At 68.1% G+C, this 23,707-nt stretch carries 18 protein-coding genes; 5 read left to right on the forward strand and 13 right to left on the reverse strand.

All coding sequences use genetic code 11. The annotated features are described in order from the left end of the window. Positions 1 to 452 precede the first annotated feature (452 nt). The 5 genes from topA to ALI144C_RS29505 all read right to left on the reverse strand — a co-directional run bounded on the left by topA (position 453) and on the right by ALI144C_RS29505 (position 8,023). The gene (gene topA, locus ALI144C_RS29485; protein WP_193441235.1) at positions 453 to 3,383 is read right to left on the reverse strand and encodes a type I DNA topoisomerase; all 2,931 of its coding nucleotides are present in this window, start codon (positions 3,381 to 3,383) and stop codon (positions 453 to 455) included. Between the two features lie 272 nt (positions 3,384 to 3,655). Continuing rightward, the gene (locus ALI144C_RS29490; protein ID WP_237774381.1) at positions 3,656 to 4,222 is read right to left on the reverse strand and encodes a hypothetical protein; all 567 of its coding nucleotides are present in this window, start codon (positions 4,220 to 4,222) and stop codon (positions 3,656 to 3,658) included. A gap of 68 nt (positions 4,223 to 4,290) precedes the next feature. Next, positions 4,291 to 5,022: a hypothetical protein gene (locus ALI144C_RS29495; RefSeq protein ID WP_143230941.1), complete on the reverse strand. Its 732-nt coding sequence runs from the start codon at positions 5,020 to 5,022 to the stop codon at positions 4,291 to 4,293. After that, complete coding sequence (locus ALI144C_RS29500) at positions 4,998 to 5,627, reverse strand: hypothetical protein (RefSeq protein ID WP_076990420.1); 630 nt, start codon at positions 5,625 to 5,627, stop codon at positions 4,998 to 5,000. The genes ALI144C_RS29495 and ALI144C_RS29500 overlap by 25 nt, the downstream gene beginning before the upstream one ends. A gap of 110 nt (positions 5,628 to 5,737) precedes the next feature. Further along, on the reverse strand, positions 5,738 to 8,023 hold the full coding sequence (locus ALI144C_RS29505) for a sodium-translocating pyrophosphatase (protein ID WP_076990421.1): 2,286 nt from the start codon (positions 8,021 to 8,023) through the stop codon (positions 5,738 to 5,740). A gap of 229 nt (positions 8,024 to 8,252) precedes the next feature. On the opposite strand from ALI144C_RS29505, the gene ALI144C_RS29510 reads away from it, so the two are divergent. Further along, positions 8,253 to 10,565 carry a DEAD/DEAH box helicase gene (locus ALI144C_RS29510; protein ID WP_076990422.1) on the forward strand — a complete coding sequence of 771 codons (2,313 nt, stop codon included), beginning with the start codon at positions 8,253 to 8,255 and terminating at the stop codon, positions 10,563 to 10,565. 381 nt (positions 10,566 to 10,946) lie between these two features. Here ALI144C_RS29510 and ALI144C_RS29515 read toward each other — a convergent pair whose 3' ends face one another. The 8 genes from ALI144C_RS29515 to ssd form a co-directional block, all read right to left on the reverse strand. Further along, positions 10,947 to 11,576, reverse strand: coding sequence for a bifunctional DNA primase/polymerase (locus tag ALI144C_RS29515; RefSeq protein ID WP_076990423.1), 630 nt, complete (start codon positions 11,574 to 11,576; stop codon positions 10,947 to 10,949). A gap of 248 nt (positions 11,577 to 11,824) precedes the next feature. Then, positions 11,825 to 12,247, reverse strand: coding sequence for an Rv3654c family TadE-like protein (locus ALI144C_RS29520; protein WP_083753480.1), 423 nt, complete (start codon positions 12,245 to 12,247; stop codon positions 11,825 to 11,827). Next, entirely contained in the window at positions 12,228 to 12,614 is a 387-nt protein-coding gene (locus ALI144C_RS29525; protein WP_076990543.1) for a TadE family type IV pilus minor pilin, read from the reverse strand. Before ALI144C_RS29525 ends, ALI144C_RS29520 begins: the two co-directional genes overlap by 20 nt. Further along, positions 12,560 to 12,760 carry a DUF4244 domain-containing protein gene (locus tag ALI144C_RS29530; RefSeq protein WP_076990424.1) on the reverse strand — a complete coding sequence of 67 codons (201 nt, stop codon included), beginning with the start codon at positions 12,758 to 12,760 and terminating at the stop codon, positions 12,560 to 12,562. Before ALI144C_RS29530 ends, ALI144C_RS29525 begins: the two co-directional genes overlap by 55 nt. A 33-nt stretch (positions 12,761 to 12,793) precedes the next feature. Beyond that, positions 12,794 to 13,498 (reverse strand): type II secretion system F family protein, encoded by a 705-nt coding sequence (locus ALI144C_RS29535; protein ID WP_237774368.1) that lies wholly within the window; start codon positions 13,496 to 13,498, stop codon positions 12,794 to 12,796. Continuing rightward, positions 13,495 to 14,274, reverse strand: coding sequence for a type II secretion system F family protein (locus ALI144C_RS29540; protein WP_076990425.1), 780 nt, complete (start codon positions 14,272 to 14,274; stop codon positions 13,495 to 13,497). Before ALI144C_RS29540 ends, ALI144C_RS29535 begins: the two co-directional genes overlap by 4 nt. Further along, complete coding sequence (locus tag ALI144C_RS29545) at positions 14,262 to 15,416, reverse strand: TadA family conjugal transfer-associated ATPase (RefSeq protein ID WP_076990426.1); 1,155 nt, start codon at positions 15,414 to 15,416, stop codon at positions 14,262 to 14,264. The genes ALI144C_RS29540 and ALI144C_RS29545 overlap by 13 nt, the downstream gene beginning before the upstream one ends. A 146-nt stretch (positions 15,417 to 15,562) precedes the next feature. Next, complete coding sequence (gene ssd / locus ALI144C_RS29550; RefSeq protein WP_076990427.1) at positions 15,563 to 16,624, reverse strand: septum site-determining protein Ssd; 1,062 nt, start codon at positions 16,622 to 16,624, stop codon at positions 15,563 to 15,565. Between the two features lie 669 nt (positions 16,625 to 17,293). Here ssd and ALI144C_RS29555 point away from each other — a divergent pair. The 4 genes from ALI144C_RS29555 to ALI144C_RS29570 all read left to right on the forward strand — a co-directional run bounded on the left by ALI144C_RS29555 (position 17,294) and on the right by ALI144C_RS29570 (position 23,610). After that, complete coding sequence (locus ALI144C_RS29555) at positions 17,294 to 18,097, forward strand: HAD-IB family hydrolase (RefSeq protein WP_076990428.1); 804 nt, start codon at positions 17,294 to 17,296, stop codon at positions 18,095 to 18,097. A gap of 804 nt (positions 18,098 to 18,901) precedes the next feature. Further along, positions 18,902 to 20,602, forward strand: coding sequence for a glycoside hydrolase family 3 protein (locus tag ALI144C_RS29560; protein ID WP_083753509.1), 1,701 nt, complete (start codon positions 18,902 to 18,904; stop codon positions 20,600 to 20,602). Beyond that, positions 20,596 to 21,855: an exo-beta-N-acetylmuramidase NamZ family protein gene (locus ALI144C_RS29565; RefSeq protein ID WP_076990430.1), complete on the forward strand. Its 1,260-nt coding sequence runs from the start codon at positions 20,596 to 20,598 to the stop codon at positions 21,853 to 21,855. The genes ALI144C_RS29560 and ALI144C_RS29565 overlap by 7 nt, the downstream gene beginning before the upstream one ends. A gap of 9 nt (positions 21,856 to 21,864) precedes the next feature. Continuing rightward, the gene (locus tag ALI144C_RS29570; RefSeq protein ID WP_076990431.1) at positions 21,865 to 23,610 is read left to right on the forward strand and encodes a serine hydrolase domain-containing protein; all 1,746 of its coding nucleotides are present in this window, start codon (positions 21,865 to 21,867) and stop codon (positions 23,608 to 23,610) included. Positions 23,611 to 23,707 lie beyond the last annotated feature (97 nt).

A 23,707-nucleotide genomic window follows, 5' to 3' on the forward strand; every position in this document is an offset into this window, starting at 1 on the left:
GATAACTGGGCACGGGGGCGGCGCCGCACCGGCATCGCACTGTCTACACAGGATTTCAGCGACCGGGAGCCGCCCTGAATCCATTGTCGACGCCACGCGTCCACTGTGTCGTTCTGTGGGATCCAATCACCTTGGCTCTTCAGGGTTTCCAGCGTCCCGCAGCCGGTTGTCCGTACTGAGTAGCCCCCGATTCCACACTACTGGCATGTGCCGACAGCGGAGCGGAACTGCGCACAGGTTATCCACAGGCTTGGGATGGTTCATGAATGGTCCAGCGTTTTAGCAGGTAGCCGCCTCATCGAGGGCTGTGGACAACTCCCCGGACTCCCCCAGTTCTGTCGCCCGCCCCCGCTAGGCTGGTGATCGGGGGCCGGTGGCCGCCCACCCACAGACCGCAGGCACAGAAATGTGGAGGCGGGCAAGACCCACCTCCACATCACGCTGAACCAGGACTACGACTTGGACTTGGCGCGAGACGACGCCGCACGCGGCTTGGCAGCCGTTTTCGAAGCAGCCGTTTTCGAAGCAGCCGTCTTCGAGGCGGTCGTCTTCGAGGCGGTCGTCTTCGACGCGGCGGTCTTGGTCGCCGTCTTCGTCGACGCTGTCTTCGTCGTGGTCGTCTTGCGGCGGGCCGGTGCCTTCTTCGGAGCCGGGCCCTTCGCACGCTTCTCCGCCAGCAGTTCGGCGGCACGATCGTCAGTCAGCGCTTCCACGCTGTCGGACTTGCGCAGCGACGCGTTGAACTCGCCGTCGGTCACGTACGGGCCGAAACGGCCGTCCTTGACGACCATCGGCTTGCCGGAGACCGGGTCGTTGCCGAGCTCCTTCAACGGCGGCGCCGAGGCCGCCGCGGCACGCCCGCGCTTCTTCGGCTCCGAGTAGATCTTCAGCGCCTCGTCGAGCGTGACCGTGAAGATCTGGTCCTCGGTCGCCAGCGACCGCGAGTCCGTGCCCTTCTTCAGGTACGGGCCATAACGGCCGTTCTGCGCGGTGATCTCGTCGCCGGACTGCGGGTCCTTGCCGACCACTCGCGGCAACGACAGCAGCTTCAACGCGTCTTCCAGCGTCACGTCCGTCAGCGTCATCGACTTGAAGAGCGAGCCGGTACGCGGCTTGACCTTCTTGTTCCCGTTCTCCTCCGGGAGCACCTCGGTCACGTACGGGCCGAAACGGCCGTCCTTGGCGACGATCTCGTGCCCGGACACCGGGTCCGTGCCGAGCGACCGGCCTTCCTGCGGGGTGGCGAACAGCTGCTCGGCGATCTCCAGGGTGAGCTCGTCCGGCGGCAGGTCCTCGGGCAGGTTGGCCCGCTGGGCTGTGACGTCTTCTCCTGGGCCGTCGACCTCGCGCTCCAGGTACGGACCGAAGCGGCCGACGCGCACGACGACCTTGCGGCCCTCGGCGTCGTCGAACATCGGGATCGAGTTGACCAGCCGCGGGTCGATCTCGTCGACACCCGTGCCGACGAGTTTCTTCAGCCCGCCCGCCCGGCCGACCGAGCCCTCCGGGCCCACGTCGCCGCCGAAGTAGAAGCCCGACAGCCAGTCGTTGCGCTCCTGGCGGCCCTCGGCGATGCCGTCGAGCTCGTCTTCCAGCGTCGCGGTGAAGTCGTAGTCCACCAGTCTGCCGAAGTGCTGCTCCATCAGGCCGACCACGGCGAACGCGATCCACGACGGGACCAGCGCGGCGCCCTTCTTCCACACGTAACCGCGGGCCTGGATGGTGCTGATGGTCGGCGAGTACGTCGACGGACGGCCGATGCCCAGCTCTTCCAGCGCCTTGATCAGGCTGGCCTCGGTGTAGCGCGGCGGCGGGTTGGTCGAGTGCCCGTCCGCGGTCAGCTCGGTCGCGGTCACCGGCTGGTCCTTGACCAACAACGGCAGCCTGCGCTCGGCGTCGTCGGCCTCGCCGCCCTGCTCGGAGTCGACGGTCTCCACGTACGCCTTCAGGAAGCCCGCGAACGTGATGGTGCGACCGGACGACGAGAACGTGCATTCCTCGCCCGATCCCGCCGTGCCGACGATCCGCACGGTCATCGTGGTGCCGCGGACGTCCGCCATCTGCGAGGCGATCGTGCGCTGCCAGATCAGCTCGTAGAGCCGGAACTCGTCGGACTGGAGCTCGTTGGCGACCTGGCCGGGCGTGCGGAACACCTCACCGGCCGGGCGGATCGCCTCGTGTGCTTCCTGCGCGTTCTTGACCTTGCGCGTGTACTGGCGTGGCGTCGGGTGGACGAACTCCTTGCCGTACAGGCTCTCGGCCTGCGCACGGGCCGCCGCGATCGCTGTCTCCGACAGCGTCGTGGAGTCGGTACGCATATAGGTGATGTAGCCGTTTTCGTACAGGCGCTGCGCGACACGCATCGTCGTGTCCGCGGAGAAGCGCAGCTTGCGGCTGGCCTCCTGCTGCAGCGTCGAGGTCATGAACGGCGCGTACGGCTTCCGCGTGTACGGCTTCTCCTCGACGCTCGCCACGCGCATGTCGACACCGTCGAGCGCCTGGGCGAGGCGGCGTGCCTCGGTCTCGTCGAGCAGGCGGACGTCGCCGGCGTTCTTGAGCTTGCCGTCCGGGCCGAAGTCACGACCGGTGGCGAGCTTGCTGCCGTCCACGGCGATCAGCCGGGCGCCGAAGGTGCGCGGGTCCACGTTCTCGCCGGCGTCCATGGTCGCCGCGATGTCCCAGTACGAGGCGGAGACGAACGCCATCCGCTCGCGCTCGCGCTGCACCACGATCCGCGTGGCTACCGACTGCACACGGCCCGCCGACAGCCTCGGCATGACCTTCTTCCACAGCACCGGGCTGACCTCGTAGCCGTACAGCCGGTCGAGGATTCGCCTGGTCTCCTGGGCGTCCACCAGGTGCTGGTCCAGGTCACGCGGGTTGGCCGCGGCCTCGCGGATGGCCGGTTCGGTGATCTCGTAGAAGACCATCCGGCGCACGGGCACCTTGGGCTTGAGCGTCTCGAGCAGGTGCCACGCGATGGCCTCGCCCTCGCGGTCACCGTCTGTCGCGAGGTAGACCTCGTCGACGTCCTTCAACGCCTCTTTCAGTTCGGTGACGGTCGACTTCTTGTCCGGGGTGACGATGTAGATCGGCTCGAACCCGCCGTCGACGTTCACACCGAGGTTGGCCCACGATTCGCCCTTGTACTTCGCCGGCACCTCCGCCGCCTTGCGGGGCAGGTCCCTGATGTGTCCCTTGGACGACTCGACCACGAAGTTGCGACCGAGGTAGGAGGCGATCTTGCGCGCCTTGGCGGGCGACTCGACGATCACCAGCCGGCGCACAGCGCCGTTGGCCGAACCGTCGCTCTTCTTCGTCCGAGTTGCTGCCACGCTTTCCTGCCCTCTGTCCCGCCTGTCGAGATGCTCGGCTTCGAGCATCAGCCCGTCAGTGTGCACTGCCCGGTGCCGCTGGCCGTAGCGGAGGTGGCCCGGGGCACACCGCCCATTGGCGTTTCGTCCGGGTCACCGCCGGTGACCCTCTCTAACTCGCCGAGAGCATCCGACTCGTTACCCCAGCGCGTCCCGCCGCATGTGAGGCCCGTTGCGCCACGGTCCGCAGGCAACCCACTACTAGCACGGCGACGCGTCGGAGTGCATCACTGGAGGCAACCCTACGCGCGCGAGGGAAATTCACCCATTTGGATGTATCTTCACACCGGCCAGTACGGCTCCGCTGCCGAGGACGGCATCCTGCCGACCAACTCGACCAGCCGGCCGATCCGGCGTCGGCCGGTCAGCCGTATGCCGGGGGCACCGGCCTTGGGGCCGAGCAGGGTCGCGGGCAGCCCGATCCGGGTCAGCGCGCCCACGAGCGGCTCGTGCGTCTCCGGCGCCATGGGATCCAGGCCGAGGACGTATCCACTGCCCACCCAACGACCCGTCGCGAGCGTCCATAAACGCAAGGAGGCGCCGTCCAACGCGAGCCCGACGGGGACCGCTTTCGCCGTCTCGTGGGTCCACGCGTCGGCCAGACTGGTCAGGTCGGTCCGGAACGGGGTCCTGACCAGCGGGTGTTCCTCGTCGGACACGCCGACCTCGGGGTCGATCCCCCGCTCGGCGAAGGCCTCGGCCACCGCGTCACGCCGCCACGACTCGCCGACCACGACCGACAGCCGGGCGGCGCGCCGGGCGAAGTGCGCGACCTGCCCGGACGCGCACAGAAGCCCAGCCAGGTCGGCCACCCCTGGCTGCATCGCCTCGGCGGAGAAGAACGACATCTGCCCCACGCGTCACAGAATAGAACATATGTTCCACTCCCGCGAGATCCCGCCGGACCCCGCGGGGTTCAGAAAGTCGGTTCAGTGGTCGCCGTCGGCGGTGTGGACGCATCCGTACCGGAGGTCGGCGGCGTCGACGTGCCGGACGGGTACCCAGAGGTGGCGGACGACGTCGGCGGCAGAGCCGACCGGCTCGCCCGCACCCTGGTGATCTCCGTGCAGTTGTCCGCGCTGCGAGCGGCCGCTTGGAGCTCCGGGAACCGCTCGCCCATGCCCTCGAGCGGGTTCACCGGTGTCTTGAGCCGCTGCAGGTTCTGCGCGACCTCCTGCAACGCCGCTGTCGCCGCCGTCCGATCGGCCACGTTGATACCGCCGAGGCGGTCCAACGACTGGCGCACGATCGCCTTGCGGTCCTCCAACGAGGTGACCAGGCCGAGCGCCGCGTCGTCGCCACCGGGCACCGGTGCCTGCCCGACCTCCCTGAGCTTGCCGAGGGTCTCGTCGATCCGGCCGGTCATCCCGTCGAGCGACCGCTTCAACGAGGCGATCGCGGCGTCCGGGCTGGTGGAGTCCACCTCGATCTTCACAGGAGTGCCGTCGTACTCCAGGATCACGCCGCACAGCCGGTCGACCCACTCGACCGCCGCCGGGCTGGCACCCGAAGCGGTCGACGGTCCCGGTTTGGCCGACGAGCTCGCCGGGACCTGGCACCCCGCCACGCCCAATAGCCCGATGAGGAGCGGCACAGCCAACGCCGTCGCGGCGCGGCGCACGCTCAGTTGCTCGGGATGTCCTTGCATTGTGGTGCCTTCTGCATCGCTGCCCGCACTTCGGCAGTGTCGTTGTCCTTGAACGGGTCGGTCATCTTGGCGGTCTCGTCGCCGAGGGTCTGCATCACCTGGGCGGCCGCGTCCTGGTCACCGGCGCGGATCTTGGCCGCCGCCTCCTTCAACGCGTTCTGCGAGGCCGAGTACATGCTGATGATCTTGTTCTTGACGTCGTCGCCGCCCTTGACCGGCGCGGGCTCCAACTGCTTGAGCCGGTCGACCGTGCCGCCGAGGCTGCCCGCGATGCCGTCGATGAACTGGCCGAGCTTGGCCTGCATCTGCGCCTGGTCGGTCGCGTTGCCCAGCTCGCCCATCCGGCCCGCGATCGACTTGGTGAAGTCGTTGATCGGCGCGCAGAGGTTGCCCACCCACACCTGCGGGTCACCGTTGCTCGGTGCAGGCGGCGGAGCGGGCTTCGTCGGCTCGTTGCCGCCGTTGGCCGGCGGCTGCACGGACTGGGCCGACCCGGCCGGAGAGCCCTGACCTGCGGCGTTCTGCGCGTTCCCGCCGTCGTTGCTTGAGCAGGCGCTGAGGGCCAGCACGGCCGCGAACGCGACGAACGTAAGGCGACGACTCATGAACTCTCCTGGCCTCGAGGACATGGCAGGGGCGACGGTACCCGCGCCCTGGTTTGGACGAAGTGAGGGCCACCCCGCCGTGGCGGGGTGGCCCTCGACGATCCGGGCGATCAGGCGCTGTTGACCTGTTCCGCCGGGCTGTCCGCGATCGCGCTGCCGCGACGCTTGGACACGATCACCGCGGCGGCGATGATCGCCACGGACACCAGTGCGATCAAGATCCGCAGCACGTCGGACTTGTCCGCGCCGAACGAGAACGTGATCACGGCGGGCGCCACCAGCACCGACACCAGGTTCATCACCTTGATCAGCGGGTTGATGGCCGGACCGGCGGTGTCCTTGAACGGGTCACCGACGGTGTCACCGATGATGGTGGCCTCGTGGGCGGCCGAGCCCTTGCCGCCGTGGTTGCCGTCCTCGACGAGCTTCTTGGCGTTGTCCCACGCGCCACCGGAGTTGGCCAGGAACACCGCCATCAGCGTTCCTGTCGCGATGGCGCCGCCGAGGTAACCGGCGAGCGACTCGACCCCGAGACCGAAACCGACAGCGATCGGGGCGAACACGGCCAGCAGACCCGGCGTCACCAGCTCACGCAGCGAGTCCCTGGTGCAGATGTCCACAACGCGGCCGTACTCCGGACGGACCGAACCGTCCATGATCCCGGGGTTGTCGTGGAACTGGCGCCGCACCTCGTACACCACCGCACCTGCGGCACGGGACACGGCGTTGACGGCCAGACCGGAGAACATGAACACCACAGCGGCACCGATCAGCACACCGACGAGGGTGTTCGGGCTGATCAGGTTGGCTGCGAAGTCCTGCGCCACGCCTAGTGCCTCGTTCTTCGCATCGCGAATCGCCTCGCTGTACGAACCGAACAACGCCGTCGCGGCGAGCACGGCCGTCGCGATCGCGATGCCCTTGGTGATCGCCTTGGTGGTGTTGCCGACCGCGTCCAGCTCGGTCAGGATCTGCGCGCCTTCGTCGGTCACGTCGCCGGACATCTCCGCGATGCCCTGTGCGTTGTCGCTCACCGGGCCGAAGGTATCCATCGCGACGATGACGCCGACTGTGGTCAGCAGACCACAACCGGCCAGAGCGATCGCGAACAGCGCGACAGTCACGTCACCGGACAGCAGGAACGCGCCGTAGACAGCACCACCGATGACGAGCGCGGTGTACACCGCGGACTCGAACCCGACCGAGATACCCGACAGGATCACCGTCGCCGCACCGGTCTCCGACGTCTCACCGACGTGCTTGACCGGCTTGTGCTCGGTGCCGGTGTAGTACCCGGTGAGCCAGAGGATGACGCCCGCCAGCGCGATGCCGATCATCACGGCGATCGCGGCGATCAGGCCGGGGTTGCCCGTCAACGCCGGGTTCTTCGCGCCTTCCAGCCCCGCGAACGAGGTCGGCAGGAACGTGAACGCCGCGATGGTGCACAGCACCAACGAGATCAACGCGGAGATGTAGAAGGAGCGGTTGATCGCACTCAGGCCGTTCTCGCCGGGACGTGCCTTGGTGATGAACACACCGATGACGGCGGTGATCACACCGATGGCCGGAACGATCAGCGGGAACAGCAGGCCCTGCGTGCCGAACGCGGCACTGCCGAGGATCAGCGCGGCGACCAGGGTCACGGCGTAGGACTCGAAGAGGTCCGCGGCCATACCGGCGCAGTCACCGACGTTGTCACCCACGTTGTCGGCGATGGTCGCCGCGTTGCGGGGGTCGTCCTCCGGAATGCCCTGCTCGACCTTGCCGACCAGGTCGGCGCCGACGTCGGCGGCCTTGGTGAAGATACCGCCACCGACACGCATGAACATCGCGATCAGCGCGGCACCGAAACCGAAGCCCTCGAGGACCTTCGGGGCCTCACCGGCGTACACGAGCACGACCAGTGCGGCACCGAACAAACCAAGCCCGACGGTGGCCATGCCGACCACGCCGCCGGTGCGGAACGCGATCCGCGTCGCCTTCTCACGCCCACCCTCGTCGTTGGCGGCCGCCGCGACCCGGAGGTTCGCCTGCGTGGACAGCCACATGCCGAGGTAACCGATACCGAACGAGAACCCCGCGCCGGCCAGGAAGAAGAGCGACCTGCCGATTCGTTCGCTGATGGTATCCGCCGGTAGTGCGAACAGCAGCAGGAACACCACGACGCCGAAGATCGTCAGGGTGTTGCGCTGTCGTTTGAGGTAGGCCGCCGCGCCCTCTTGGACCGCCTTGGCGATGTCCTGCATCTTCGCGGTGCCCTGGCCCGCGGCCAGCACCTCCCTGAGCAGCACATAACCGACGGCAAGAGCAGCGAGGGCGACCACGGCGACTGCGACGACAACGCCGCGGTCACCACCGGAGAGCGCAGCCTCCGCAAGGTGGTACTGCCCGGACATCCATGTCCTCCTGTGACATCTGCCGATTTCTCCCGTCCGCTGTACTACCCCGACGGGACGTGCTCACCACCACAAGTGGTGGGACGTCGGCGGAGTCTATGTGTATGGGGAAGCTCGTACGTGAGGCGTCCCCGGCCGTGTACGTTCCGTTATCTTCGATTCGCCGAACTCGGTATCGATCAAGACCAGGCCGGGACGGAGTGTCGTGCCCGTGTGCTTAAGTCATGGCGTGGGTGACGGGCGAACCGAGCGCGGACGGCAGTTGCTTTCCCGTGTCCTCGCCGGGGTTCCGGCCGACGAGAACCCGCTGACGCATGCCGAGGATCTGCCCGAGCGACCGCCGAGGTTCGCCGAATGGCCTGGTTGGACGCCTGCGGCCCTCGTCGCGGCGTTGCGCGCGCGTGGTGTGGAAAGGCCGTGGGCGCACCAGATCGAGGCCGCCGAACACGTGTGGAACTCGCGGAACGTCGTACTTTCGACGGGTACCGCTTCCGGGAAATCGTTGGCTTATCAGCTTCCCGTGCTGTCCTCGTTCGCCGCGGAACGGCGTTGCACGGCGCTGTACCTCGCCCCGACGAAAGCACTCGGTGCCGACCAGTTGCGCTCGGTATGTGATTTAGATCTCCCTGACGTCCGTGCGGCGAGTTACGACGGCGACACCCCGATGCAGGAGCGCGACTGGGTGCGGGCCCATGCCCGGTGGGTGTTCACCAACCCGGACATGGTTCACCGGGGCATCCTGCCGTCGCACGCGCGCTGGGCCCAGTTCTTCCGGCGGTTGCGGTACATCGTGGTGGACGAGGCGCACGCGTACCGCGGCGTGTTCGGCTCTCATGTCGCGTTGTTGCTTCGCAGGCTTCGCCGGGTGGCCCTGCATTACGGTTCGGACCCGATATTCATTGCGGCATCCGCAACCGTGTCCGACCCGGGCATCTCGGCGACCCGGCTCACCGGCGTCGAATGTGTTCCGGTGACCGAAGACGGATCACCGCGTGGCGCGCGGACGGTCGCGTTGTGGGAACCGCCGTTGATGGAAGAACTCCGGGGCGAGAACGGCGCGCCCGTCCGGCGGTCGGCCGGTGCCGAGACCGCGCGGATCCTGACCGACCTGGTGGTGGAGGGCGCACGCACGCTCGCCTTTGTGCGCTCCCGGCGCGGTGCCGAACTGACCGCGTTGTCCGCCCGGCACGCTTTGTCCCAAGTGGACAGTACATTGGCCGGGCGGGTGGCCGCGTACCGGGCCGGGTTCCTGCCGGAGGAACGCCGTGCGCTGGAGAAGTCGCTGGCCTCCGGCGAACTGCTCGGCGTGGCCAGCACCAACGCGTTGGAGCTCGGTGTGGACATCGCCGGCCTGGACGCGGTGGTGGTGGCCGGTTACCCAGGCACTTTGTCGTCGTTCTGGCAACAGGCCGGGCGCGCGGGGCGAGCCGGGGACGGTTCGCTCGTGGTGTTCGTCGCGCGAGACGATCCACTCGACACGTATCTCGTGCACAACCCGTCCGCGATGCTGCACCGGCCGATCGAGGCCACAGTGCTGGATCCGCTCAATCCGTACGTGCTCGCGCCGCACCTGGCGTGTGCGGCCGCCGAGTTGCCGCTCACCGAGAGGGACCTGCCGCCGTTCGGTGGTGACGCGGCGCGTGAGGTGCTGCAGAACCTGGTGGCCGAACGGGTGCTGCGCAAACGTCCCGCTGGGTGGTACTGGACGTCACGGGACCGGCCACACGGGCATGTGGACATCCGCGGCTCGGGTGGCGAGCAGATCATGGTCGTCGAGGCGGAGACCGGACGGATGCTCGGCACGGTCGACCCCGGCTCGGCGTGCACGAGTGTGCACCCCGGAGCGGTGTACCTGCACCAGGGCACGTCCTATGTGGTTGACGACCTCGATCTGGAGACCGGCCTGGCGCTCGTGCACCCGGAGGATCCGGAGTGGACCACCCAGCCGCGGGAAGTCGTGGACATCTCGGTGCTCAAAACGCTGACCAAGCAGGACTTCGACGGTGTGTCGGTGTGCCTCGGCGACGTCGCGGTGACGTCACAGGTGGTCGCCTACCTGCGTCGGCTGCCGACCGGTGAGGTGCTCGACCAGGTACCACTCGACCTGCCGGAGCAGACATTGGAGACACGGGCGGTCTGGTACACCATCGCCGAGGACCTCCTGCGCGCCGCCGGGGTCGAGCGGGCGCGGACCGCCGGTTCACTGCACGCGGCCGAGCACGCGGCGATCGGCCTGCTCCCCCTGCTGGCCACATGCGACCGGTGGGACATCGGCGGCGTCTCCACGGCGATGCACCCCGACACCGGGGAAGCGACCGTGTTCGTGCACGACGGTCACCCGGGCGGCGCGGGATTCGCCGACCGCGGCTTCCAGTCGCTGTCGGCATGGCTCACCGCGACCCGGACGGCCATCGCGTCGTGCGAGTGCCAGTCCGGCTGTCCCTCGTGCGTGCAGTCCCCGAAGTGCGGCAACGGAAACGAGCCGCTGGACAAGGCAGGCGCGATTCGCGTGCTGGACATCGTGCTGGCAGCCATCACCTGACAGCCCGCTTGTAAAGGTCCCGATAAACGGCAATACGCAGGGGATGCCGGTTCCGTACGACATCCACTGCGTATTGCCTTTGCCGCCGAGCCAGTGGCATGGCCTGCAACCGTTCGACGTGACTGCCGTCAGCGCGTCGACGCCGGGAGGCGAAGACGTCGACCGCCGCAGAATTCATCCCGGGGGCAGGATCGCCGAATGCGGCTGGTGGGGCCGCGTTCACCGGTGGCTGTCGCGGAACGGGAGGCCGCATGCCATGTGCTGGTGCTCGGCAGGCCGCCAGGTCCCGGTCGTCGCTCCGGTGCGGGAAACCGGCGGATCGACCTGGGACTCGGCAAACCTGTGTTCACTCTTGAGTTGTGGTGTCGGACGGATGTCCGGTCAGTCGGCCGCTACGAGCTCGGACAGTGCGCTGAGCCTGCTCGGCGTGGCCAGTGCGTCGGCGAGAGCCTCCTGCACGACCGCGGACTCGGGCAGTCGCCAGCCGCACACCTCGGGCTTGACCCGCCAGTGCACGACGCCGTGCTCGAAGGGGCTCGGGGGCAGCGGCACGTAGCTTCCGGCGCCGTGCAGGGTGACCTGCTCGTCAGCGGCCAGCTCGCGGCGCAGCGGACGCCCGGTCTTGGTCAGGAACATCCAGCGGCCCGCCGGGGTCGCGACGATCGGCACCGGCATGCCATAGGTGCGCAACACGCCCGCGGCCTTACGGCCAAGCGAGTCGTCGACCTCGATCGCGTCGAGCACGACACCCGTGGCCACCAGCAGGCTGTAGGGACGCCCGGTCCACCACGCGGCGACCTGTTCCGGCTTCGTGCCGATGCGCTCCTGCCAGTCCCTGTGCACGGGAATCGGACCGGTGTTCTCCGTGCCTTCACGGCCCGCCCACTGCGAGCCCGCCGGATAGGTGCCGGGCAGCACTGGCCACCCGCGCCACGCGAGACCCACCGCCTCCGCACGAAGTTCGATACGGAAGGCCCCGCGCCAGCTATCCGACCAGTCAGTCTCCAACATCTTGGGTACTTGCCTCCTCGCCCGGCGGGCACCATCCGTGCCCTGCGTCTGACTAAACGGCACGACCGCCGTTCGTAGTAACCGTCTGTCGGCAACTGGTCGGTAATGAACGGCGAGTGAAACAGGTTCGACGTTCCAACCGAACGTCAACCGGTCGGCGGTACCGCCCACCGACCGAGCTCGACCCGCCCACCGTGCCGTTCATCGCTCTCGGGCGACCGCTGCCCGCGGTCAGCCCGCCGTTTTCTTCAGCCGGACTCATCTGCGCCAACCGGTCCTGCCGTGGCACGAGCGGTGATCTGCCCAAGACCGCTCACCGGCGCGATGACCACGACGTGCACCGCCTGACCGTTCATCCGGCACTCGTCGAGCCGCATCCGCATCCGCTCGACGACCCACTGCGCCTGGTCGCAGGCGATTTCCTCGCCCCACGGCCAACTCGCGGCCGCGGCGAGCGCCGAGAGGTCAGCGGCACTGTCGGCGCGATGCCGAGCGGACGCGACGGCACCGATCATGAACACGGAGCCCGCGATCAACATCAGCATCGCCACCGCGAACGCCACCACGACGGTCGCCGCGCCCCTGTCCGCGCCTTCCGCACCTTCTGTATAGGTCGCCGTTTCCGGACACGTCGCCGCTGGGCGCAGTTCCCTAGCCCGGGTCTGTCTCATCGGCTGCCTTTGGCTCGGCGATCGCGAAGGCCTCGCCAGTGATGACCAGATCGGACAGCAGGCCGCCGACGGGTGCCACGGCGACTTCGACGCTGATCTTGTCGCCGTCCGTCGTGACACGGAGGCTCGCGCCGGTCGGCGCTATCCTCTCCGCCGCTTCCCGGGCAAGGGCCGGGTCGTCTCGAGCGAGAAGGCGGGCCGCTTCTCTGGCCGCGTCCACGCACCGCAGATGAGCGGTCACCGCGAACACACCACCCACGGCGAGGGCGAGGGCCGCCATCAGTACACCGAGGCCGATGGCCGCCTCGACGGTTATGGCTCCCGCATCGCTTTCTTGATCAGATCGGTGATCATGTCGTGGAACCAGTCGCTGCTGATGATCATGTAGACGAGGCCACAGGCCGCACCGGCGACGAGGTAGAGCAACGCGTACTCGACCGTCACGGCACCGCTGTCGCCGTGGAAGCCACGCAGCCGGTGTGGTCGCTTGCTGATCTGCACAGGGCTCTGCATGGTGAGGTCCTTTCGGATGTCGGATCGGTGTGGTCATCCGGTCAGTCCCAGGTGACCGGCGAGGCCGGTGACGACCGGCACGATGCCGAGGCAGACGAACGCGGGCAGGAAGCACAGGCCCAGCGGACCGGCGATCAACACCCCGGCGCGTTGGGCGCGTCCTTCGGCGATGTCGTTCGCCGATGCGCGGACCTCTGTGGCCAACGCCGCGGCCACTGTCGCCAACTCGGTCCCTGATCTGGCGGTCCTGCGCGCACCGCGAGCCAACGCCGCTGTCGCGGATACGGCTGCCGCAGGCCGCCAGGCGTCGGCGGCGTCCGCGCCGAGCGCCAAGAGACCCGAGGTGGTCCGCAGTGCTTTGCCGCCGTCGCCGGGCACCCGGTCCGCGATCACCCGTACCGCTTCGGAGACAGGCAGTCCCGCCCGCAGACACGCGGCAAGCAGGTCCCAGCTTGTGGCCAGCCGCAGGGGATCCGCCGCGGGGACCGACGGCCTGAGCAGCCGCCGCACACCGAACCAGCCCGCGATCGCGACGGGCAACGCGATCACCCACGCGCCCAGCGCCGCGGTGAAGGCGAGCAAGGCGGCCGCGGTGACGGCCGGGATCACCTGGGTTCCAGGTAGCTTCCGTCTGGATCTGGTCGTCAGGGCCGCCAGCCTGAGCCTGGCCACCACCGCTCCAGGCATGACCACCAAGGCGGCCGCCACGAGCGCCAACTCCCACATCGGTTCCGTCATGGCAGGGCCACCTGCCTCGTGAGCCGCCCGCTCCACAGAAAGCCCGTACACAGGAGAACGACACCGAGAACAAGCAGCGCCTGACCCGCGACCGAGCCGGACAGCATCCGGATGGGATCCGCGCCGACGGCTTGTCCCAGCGCTATCCCGGCCAACGGCAGACCGGCCAGGACGACCGCGCTCGTCCTCGGCCCGGCCATCCTCGCGTGGACCTGACGTGCGAAACGGACTCGCTGATCGAGATCCCGGACCACCGCGGCCAGCACGTCCGCGAGCGGTAGACCGTGTCGTTGGGCCAATGCCCACGCATGCGCCACATCGGCGAAGAGCGGTTCGTGCACTGCCTGCACGACGTCACCCCCCATCCGCGCGGCCGCTGCGATGGCACGCATCGCCTCGGCACCGCCCGGGGGAGCGTTGGCCGCCACTGTCTCGGCGGCGATGACCGGATGCGCGCCTGCCCTGAGCTCACTCACCAGCGCACGCAACGTCTCCGCGAACTCGTCGACCGCAGTGGCGCGTTGCCGGAGCTGTTGACGCGACCGCCAGTACCGCCAGGCGACTGCCCCGCTGATCGCGCCCGCGATCGCACCGCCGACGCCCAGCAGTGCCGCGCCGACCACACCGCCTGCGATCACCAGCAAGGCGGTACTGGGTTTCGGTGGTCTCAGCACGCGTCGCGGTGGCCCGATCAACGCGGTGAGACGTCTCGACGCCGTCGCCGTCGGCCAGATCAGCAGAACGGCGGCAAGGACGAGCAAGATCAGGGTTGCCATGGCGGCACTACTCCTCTCTCGGTCAGCGACTGCCCCAACAACGTCCGCCCGTAAAGCCGCTCACCCGGCCGCCAGGCCGGGGTCACCGTCGCGTACTCACCGATCGTTTGCAGGACACCGACTTCAGCCAGTCGCCGGGCATCACCGTCGCGACGCATGGACAGGACCACCCGTACCGCGGCCGCCAACTGGCTGTGCAACGCGGATCGCCTCAGCCCGCCGAGCGCGGCCAGCGCCTCGAATCTCGCGGGCACCTCGGCCGGGGAGTTCGCGTGCAACGTTCCGGCACTGCCGTCGTGCCCGGTGTTCAGCGCGGTGAGCATGTCCGCGACTTCCGCGCCCCTGACCTCGCCCACCACCAGCCGGTCGGGTCGCATTCGCAACGCCTGTCGAACGAGGTCCCGCACGCCGACACCGCCGGTGCCCTCGATGTTGGGCGGCCGGGCCACCAGCCGGACGAACTGGGGGTGCTCGGGAGCCAGCTCCGCCGCGTCCTCGACGCAGACGATCCGTTCGTGCCGCCGGACGGCGGCGAGCATCGCGCCGAGCAAGGTCGTCTTGCCCGAGCCGGTCCCGCCGATCACGACGAAGGAGAGCCGCGCATCCACAATGGCCTGGATCAGCCGGGCGCCTTCGGCGTCGACGGTCCCCAGCCGACGGAGGGCGTCCACGGTGTGTGCCGCCGGTCTGAGCACTCGCAGGGACAGGCACGTACCCGCCGGGGCTATCGGCGGGAGCACCGCGTGCATCCGGACGCCACCCGGCAACCACGCGTCCACGAACGGCTGGGCGTCATCGAGCCTGCGGCCCGCCGCGGCTGCCAGCCGTTGCGCCAGGCGCCGCACCGACTGTTCGTTGGCGAAGCTGACATCCGCCCTGCGCAGACCGGCTTTTCCCTCCACCCAGACCTCGTGCGGCCCCGTGACGAGGACATCGGTGGTGTCCGGATCGCGCAGCAACGGGTCCAGCGGCCCGGCGCCCTCCAGCTCCTGGCCGAGGACTCGCAGCGCGTCCAGCACGTCCTTGTCCCCCGCCACGCCGCCGGCCTCGTCCCGGATCGCGGCGGCCACGGAGGCGGAGGTGATTCCGTTGCCGGCACTGATGACGCGGCTGCGGACACGCTCGACAAAGTCCACTTTCATGACACGCTTCCTTCGGATTTGGTCGAAGTTCTCGGCTCGTTGGCCTGACTTCGTTGCGAGACAGGGGGTCGGGCTGACGGTGGGCAATTCCGCGCCGCTGGCACTTCAGTCCAGCGCAGGTAACCAGCGCGTTCTTGCGGTTGGCATCAGGAGGCCACCTGCCATTCGATGCCGAGGGTCTGCAGCGCTCGGCGGGCGGCACCACTCAGCGGACCGCGCCTGGCGGTGAACTCGCCGCGTTCCAGGGCTGTGGCCAGGCCGCGTTGGTGGGGCATCCAGGACAGCAGGGGGAGGTTCACGGCTTCGGCCACGTCGTCCGCCGTCAGGCCGCCCGGGGCTGGGCCGCGGACCAGGACCTGTGCGGTCGTGCCGCGCTCTTTCAGGCGCTCCGCGACCAGCGCCGCCGACGCGCACGCGCGCAGTTCCGCGGGGACGACCAGCACGGTGAGATCCGCCAGGTCCAGCGCCGCGCTCGCGGACGCCGAGGGGGTACGAGGCAGGTCGCAGACAACCACGTCGCCGCCGCGTCTGGCCGCTTCGATGACCGCTGTCACCGCGTCCGGCTCCGGGGCGAACCCCCTTCTCGCGCCCGAGACCACTTTCAGTCTTCCGCTGCCCGGCAGCGCGTCTCGCAGCGACGAGGCCGCGACCCTGCCTTTGACGTTCATCTCCGGCCAGCGCAGTCCTTTCTGGCTTTCCGCACCCAGTACCAGATCGAGGCCACCTGCCAGCGGGTCGCAGTCCACGAGCATCGCCCGGTGGCCCGCGTGGTCGGCAGCCCTGGCCACGGCCGCGGCGAACACCGAAGCGCCCGCGCCACCTCGGCCGCCGACCACCGCCATCACCCTGCCCGGCGGGCCAGGCGGTCCTTCCGCGGCGTCGGCCATCACCTCGGTCAGCCAGGTGTCGGCCGCGGGCAGCTCGACGGCTCGCTCGACGCCGAGCCCGACGGCGGCTTGCAGAGTGGTGATTGTGCTGCTGCCCAGGGAAACGACGATGACTCCGGCCCGCCTCGGCAACCGGTCGGTGAGCGCCGCGCAGGCCCCCGCCGGATCGAGCAGGACGAGCGGCGCGTCGGACCACAGTGATCTGGCTGCCGCAACGTCGGGCACTCGCCGCAGATCGCAGCCAGCCGCGGCGGCGAGGCGGAGCAACTCGTCGAGCACGGCCTCGTTGTCGGCCAGGACGAGCGGACGGTTCTCGGACATCGTGGACCCCCGGATTCGGCTTTCGGGCTTGTGCCCGACGCTTTCCACGCTCTCGCTTGGCGGTGGGGGGTGCAATGGGACGGTGGCCGGCTGTGGACAAGTGGAGTGGCTGTGGACAAGGCCGCCGGTTCCGGGGTTGTTCGAGGGTTCCTCTTGGCTATTTGTGGTATACGCGCGCGGATCCATTCCGGCTATGCCAACCGGCGCGGACAACATTGGAACGTATCAACACAATGCGGCCGTTTTCGTCCACAGTAGACGGGGATTGCGCCGCCCCGACCGGCTGAATGCTCGGAGTCACACCCCGGTGACGTTGCGAACACCCAGCGCCCCGCCGACCACACTTCGAACGCCGGAAAAATGTTGTCGTGCAACAAATCTTTCGACAACGGAGACGATCCTACTCGACCGTAGAACACATCGGCGCAGCTGATCGGGGTTCGCACGGCGGCCGTGAATGAGGGACGACCCCCGCCAGGGGGGAGGGACGGGGGTCGTCAAAAGGTTCAGTCCCGGGGGGTCGGACTGAACCGGTCCGGTGTCGAAGACCGGACGCCCTTACTGTATCTCCTTCCCACGCGCTCGTGGTCACGGATACAGCTTTTTATTGGTGTGTCTTATGCACACCGGCCATGCTCGACCTCACCAGGCAGGGCATATGCTGGGCTTATGACCGATGCGCCGAAGCGGGTCGCCGCGTTCTTCGACCTGGACAAGACGGTCATCGCCAAGTCGAGCACGCTGGCTTTCAGCCGCCCGTTCTTCCACGGCGGGCTGATCAACCGCCGCGCCGTGCTGAAGAGCGCGTACGCCCAGTTCGTCTTCATGCAATCCGGCGCGGACGCCGACCAGGTGGAGCGGATGCGTGCCCATATCACCGCGTTGTGCGAGGGCTGGGACATCGAACAAGTCCGGTCCATCGTCGAGGAGACGCTGCACGACATCGTCGATCCGTTGGTCTACGCCGAGGCGGCCGAACTGATCACCGACCACAAGAACCAGGGACACGACGTCGTCGTGGTTTCCGCCTCGGGCGAGGAGATCGTGCGGCCGATCGCCCGCATGATCGGAGCAACCGACTGCGCGGGCACCCGAATGGTCGCCGATCAGGGCCGTTACACCGGGGAGATCGAGTTCTACTGCTACGGCGAGAACAAGGCCGTGGCGATGAAACAACTGGCCGCCGAACGGAACTACGACCTCTCGGCCTGCTACGCGTACAGCGATTCGAGCACCGACATCCCCATGCTCGATGTGGTGGGACACCCGGCGACCGTGAACCCCGACCGGGTGTTGAAGAAGCTGGCGACCGAGCGCGGCTGGCCGGTGCTCGCGTTCTCCAAGCCGGTGCCCCTGCGCTCCCGGATCCAGATGCCGTCCGGCACGACCGTGGCCATCACCGCCGCCAGCCTCGGCGTCGCGGCGGCGGCAGGCGCGACGTGGTACGGGATCAGGCGGCGCAGGCGAAAGTAGCCAACCATGTGGGGGACGTCGATAGCCCGGTCGGAGGTAGCGCGGACGGCCGCCCGCCCGCTACTCGTACGCCGTTCGACACACCCCGTGTTGATCTACCGCTTAAAGACTCTGTACCGGTGCACCCGTCCGTGCCCTTGAAGTGACCGCGCTCACTAGGTACAAAGTTAGTGCGGACCTCTGAACAGCCAGGGACCAAACGAAGAGAAGCTTGGTCCACCCTGACAGAGCTCCGTGCGCGGACTCCGGGCACCCACGCGCAGCACGCCGCGGGAGGCTTGTCGTCAAGGGACTGCGTACCGGGACGCCGGGCGCCGAGGCCCAGTGAGTACGACGTGAGTTGCACGCTTGGTAACCCGAGACGTCCGCGCTCGGCGACGGCGGCCTGTGTTCGGTGCCTTTGGCACCTTCCCCAGGTCGCCTCGCTTTTTGTTGGGGGGCCGAGCCCCCCAAACCCCCCCCACGGTGCGAGCTCCTTCTGACCCAGCGCTGGTTGCTTTGGGTTTCGACCAGCACCTTGGGTTTGGCTTGACCGGCATTCGCTTCTCGGTGGGCAACACGCCCGGCCGGGTCTGGGCGGGTAGCGTGGATCGGACCAGGCCAGGTGGTCATAAGCGGTAAACACCGCCGTTTGGCTCTTGGCTTCCCTCGAGCGACGTGGGTAACTTACCGATTGAAGCGTCAACTCGGTAAGAATCTTACGCCTCCAGGGAGGCAGAGGTGTCACGTCGTTGGATCCCCCCGACTCTGGCCGCCGTCACGGCGTTGGCCACGGTCGCCACGCCCGCGTCAGCCGCACCCGAGATGGATGCGATGTCGAGCTGGGCAACCGCCGCTCTGCGGCACCTGACTCTCGAGCAGAAGGTCGGGCAGCTGTTCGTCGCGACTGTCTGGGGCAAGTCCGCTGACGAAGCGCACCCCGAGAACAAGAAGCGCTACGGCGTCGACACGCCCGCTCAGGTCGTGCAGCGCTACCACGTCGGCGGCGTCATCTACTTCAACAACGCGGGCACGGACAACGTCGACGACCCGGCGCAGCTCACGCGGTTCTCCAACGGCCTGCAGCGCGCGGCCCTCACGTCCGGTGCGCACATCCCGTTGCTGATCTCGATCGACCAGGAGGGTGGCAACGTCACCCGGGTCGTGTCGCCTGCCAGCGAGTACCCGAGCGCGATGGCCGTCGGGGCCGGTCGCAAACCGGAGGACGCCAAGCGGTTGGCCGCCATCAGCGGGCACGAGCTGCGCGCGATGGGCATCAACCAGAACTTCGCACCGGCCGCGGACGTCAACTCCAACCCGCTCAACCCCGTGATCGCCGCCCGGTCCTTCTCGTCCGACCCGACGCTGGCCGGTGAGATGGTGTCCGCCCAGATCGCCGGGTACCAGCGGGCGGGGTGGCCCGGTGACACCGTTTCCGCCGCGGCCAAGCACTTCCCCGGGCACGGCGACGCCAAGGACGACAGCCACTACGGCCTGCCCCAGATCGACCGCACCGAGGACCAGTGGCGCAAGGTCGACCTGCCGCCGTTCAAGGCCGCGATCGCGGCGGGCATCGACTCGATCATGACCGCGCACATCACGGTGCCGAGCGTCGACCCGTCCAAGGAACCCGCGACGCTGTCGAAGAAGTTCATGACCGACATCCTGCGCACCGAACTGAAGTACGACGGTGTCATCGTCACCGACTCGCTCGCGATGGACGGCATCCGCAAGATGCACCCGGACACCGACATCCCGGTGCTCGCGCTGGAGGCGGGCGTCGACCAGATGCTGATGCCGCCGAGCCTGGACACCACGATCGGCGCGGTGCTCGACGCCGTGCGCAGCGGCCGGATCAGCGAGGACCGCATCAACCAGAGCGTGCTGCGAATCCTCAAGCAGAAGTGGAAGCGTGGCGTTTTCCTCAAGCCGTTCGCCGACGAGCGCGCGCTGCCGCGTGAGGTGGGCACGAAGCAGAACCTGGCCGAGATCCAGCGGATCAGCGACCGCACGGTGACCGTGCTGCGCAACGACGCCAAGCTGCTGCCGGTCAGGACGCTGCCCGGCAAGGTCCTGGTCACCGGCTGGAACAACCCGGCGTTCCCCGGCAAGCCCGCCGAGCCCGTCGCCGCTCTGGCCAAGGAACTCGGCGCGACAGCGCTGTCCACGGGCGCAGCGCCGACGGCCGCGCAGATCGACCAGGCGGTCGCGGCGGCGAACGGATCGGACCTCGTGATCGTGCTGACCAACGGCCTGCGCACGTCGGCGTCGCAGCGCGCCCTGCTGACCAGGCTGCAGCAGACCGGCAAGCCCGTGATCGCGGTGGCCTCGCAGGTGCCGTACGACCCGGCATTCGTCGACGTTCCCACGTGGATCACCACGTACGCGTGGCGTGACGTCTCGATGGCGTCGCTGGCCAAGGTCATCACCGGCAAGGTCGCCCCGAAGGGCAAGCTGCCCGTGAACGTGCCCAACGCCGACTCCACCGGTGTCCTCTTCCCGTTCGGGACGGGACTGACATGGTGAGTCGACGGAGCCTGCTGGCCGCGGCGCCCGCGGCGGTGGTCGCCGCCGCGAGCCCGGCAACGGCCCAGGCCCAGGAGGAGCAGCGGGGCCGCGGGGTCACGACCGGTGCGGACCGCTTGGCCGAACACGGCTGGCGTGAGTTCGCGGGGCGCAAGGTCGGCGTGCTGACCAACCCGACAGGTGTGCTCCGGGACCGGACGCACATCGTGGACTCGCTCGTGGCCGCTGGAATGGCGCCGGTGGCGGTGTTCGGCCCCGAGCACGGATTCCGCGGCACGGCACAAGCCGGTGGTTCCGAGGGTAGTTATACCGACCCGCGCACCAAGGTTCCGGTGTATGACGCATACGGCATAACGGCTGCGAAACTCGCGGAGATGTACCGGAAAGCCGGAGTCGACACGGTCGTTTTCGACATCGCGGACGTCGGCGCCCGCTTCTACACCTATATATGGTCGATGTACACGGCCATGGTGGCCGCGGTCGAGACGGGCGCGTCGTTCGTCGTGCTCGACCGGCCGAACCCGGTCGGCGGCAAGGCGTTCGGGCCGATGCTCGACCCCGCGTTCGCGTCCGGTGTCGGCCGCAAGCCGATCGTCCAGCAGCACGGGATGACCGCGGGCGAGCTGGCGAAGTTCTTCGACGCGGAGTTCCTGCCAGCCGACACCGGCGGTCGCCGGTTGTCCAAACTGGACGTGATCGCGGTCAGGGGCTGGCACCGGGACGCACTGTTCGCCCAAACCGGGTTGGACTGGGTGCCGCCGAGCCCGAACATGCCCACGCCGCAGACGGCACTGGTCTACCCGGGAACGTGCCTGTTCGAAGGCACCCTGCTGTCCGAGGGGCGGGGCACGACCAGGCCGTTCGAGATGATCGGCATGCCGGACATCGACTGGCGCTGGGCCGAGGAGCTCACCAGGCAGAACCTGCCCGGCGTGCGGTTCCGGGAGAACTACTTCGTGCCGACGTTCAACAAGTTCGTCGGCAAGACCTGCGGTGGCGTCCAGCTGCACGTGACCGACGAACAATCGTTCGACCCGATCCTGACGGCCGTCACCATGTTGGTGACCGTGAAGCGGCTCTACCCCGCGCTGTTCGGGTGGCGGCCGGACAGGATGATCGACCTGCTCTCCGGCTCGGCCAGGCTGCGCACGATGATCGACGCGGGCGCCGGTGTCGCCGAGATCACCGGGGCGTGGCAGCGCGAACTGGCAGAGTTCCGTCAGCGGCGCAGGCAACACCTGATCTATCGGTGAGGTGACCCCATGTTTCGTCGAACGGTGCTGGCGCTGACGATGGTCGGCATGACAGCGACCGGTGCGGTGTCCGCGGAGGCGCACGGCGGTGACTCGGGCCGGTTCGACCGGCCGAGGCAGGGTTTCGCCGCCCCGTGGACCCAGTTGCGCGACGGCACGCCCGAGCAGGCCGGCCTGGACCGGGCGCCGATCGACGCCGCGCTCAAGCAGATCGACGAGTGGACGCGGACCAACCCGACGTCGCCGCCCGTGGCCAAGCCGCTGATGTCCGGCGTGGTCACGCTGCTGGCGCACGAAGGCGTCGTCGTCAGCCGGTCAGCATCCGGTTACGCACTGCGGTATTCCGATGCCGCCGGGACCGAACTGCCCGCACAACAGCGTGTTCCCATGCGTGACGACACGATCTTCGACATGGCCTCGATCAGCAAGCTGTTCACGTCGATCGCGGTCATGCAGCTCGTCGAGCAGGGCAAGGTGGACGTCGACGCGCCGGTTTCCCGGTATCTGCCGGAGTTCGGCGTGAACGGCAAGGCCGGGATCACGGTCAAGCAACTGCTGATCCACACGTCCGGCCTGGTGGCGTTCATCCCGCTGTGGAGCATGTACCCGGACAAGGCGACCCGGATCAAGGGCGTGATGGACATAGCGCCGAAGTACGTGCCGGGCTCCACGTACGAGTATTCAGATCTCAATCTGATCACGCTTGGCGTGATGATCGAGCGACTGACGGGGTCCACCTTGGACAACGTTGTCAGCAAAGGCATCACCGGTCCGCTCGGGATGACCGACACCGGTTACAACCCACCGGCGTCCAAACTGGACAGGATCGCGGTGACCGAGTACCAGTCCGCCCCGCCGCGCGGAATCGTTCGGGGACAAGTACACGACGAGAACGCGTGGTCACTCGGCGGCGTCTCCGGGCACGCGGGCATCTTCTCGACCGCGCGCGACATGGCGATCCTCGCCCAAAGTCTCATCAATGGCGGCATTTATGCCCACAAGCGGATCCTCAAGCAGCAGACCGTGCGGGCGATGCTGACCGACTACACGACGAACTTCCCTGGCAACGCACACGGTTTGGGCTTCGAACTGGACCGAAGGTTCTACATGGGAGGGCTCAGCGGCCCGGCGACCGCGGGCCACACCGGGTACACGGGCACGACACTCGTGCTCGACCTGCAGTCCCGTTCCATCGCGATCCTGTTGTCCAACAGGGTTCACGTGTCGCGCAACTGGGGATCCATCAACCCGGCGCGCGAGACGCTGGCGACCGGGATGGCCAAGGCACTGGCTGTCCGACCGCGACACGGTCGTGACGCGTGGTACACGGGGATCGGCAATCTGAGCACAGCCACACTGTCCACACGGGAGCTCCGGACGCGGGGTACACCCATCCGGGTTACGTTCGACACGTTCGTCGACACAGAAATTTCCGACCACCTCGTTCTGGAGTCGAGCGGTGACGGCCTGTCGTGGCAAGCGGTCCCGGTCGCCGCGCGGGGGCCTGGCGCGCCCGCCGGCCTGTCATCCCATCTTTCCGGCGCAGGGCACCGGACCTGGTGGAATGTCCGGTCCGAGGTACCGACGTTCGACAAGATCTTCTTGCGATGGCGTTTCAGTACGGACAGAACCCTCACCGGGCGCGGGGTGTTATTGGACAACATCAAAATCACCGAGGGTAGCCGAATACTTCTTGACGGTGAAAAACAACCAACCGCGCTCGATTCGCAAGGCTGGGATCGTCGAATCCGATGATAAAGTTTGCTAACGACACCCCCATTACCTGCGATTTCCCACGCAAGCCCCAGTGGTTGCAGGTTCAAGTTTCGGACACGTTTGGGTGTCGTTGCGT

It is taken from the genome of Actinosynnema sp. ALI-1.44, from assembly GCF_001984155.1.
Classification (GTDB): Bacteria; Actinomycetota; Actinomycetes; order Mycobacteriales; family Pseudonocardiaceae; genus Kibdelosporangium.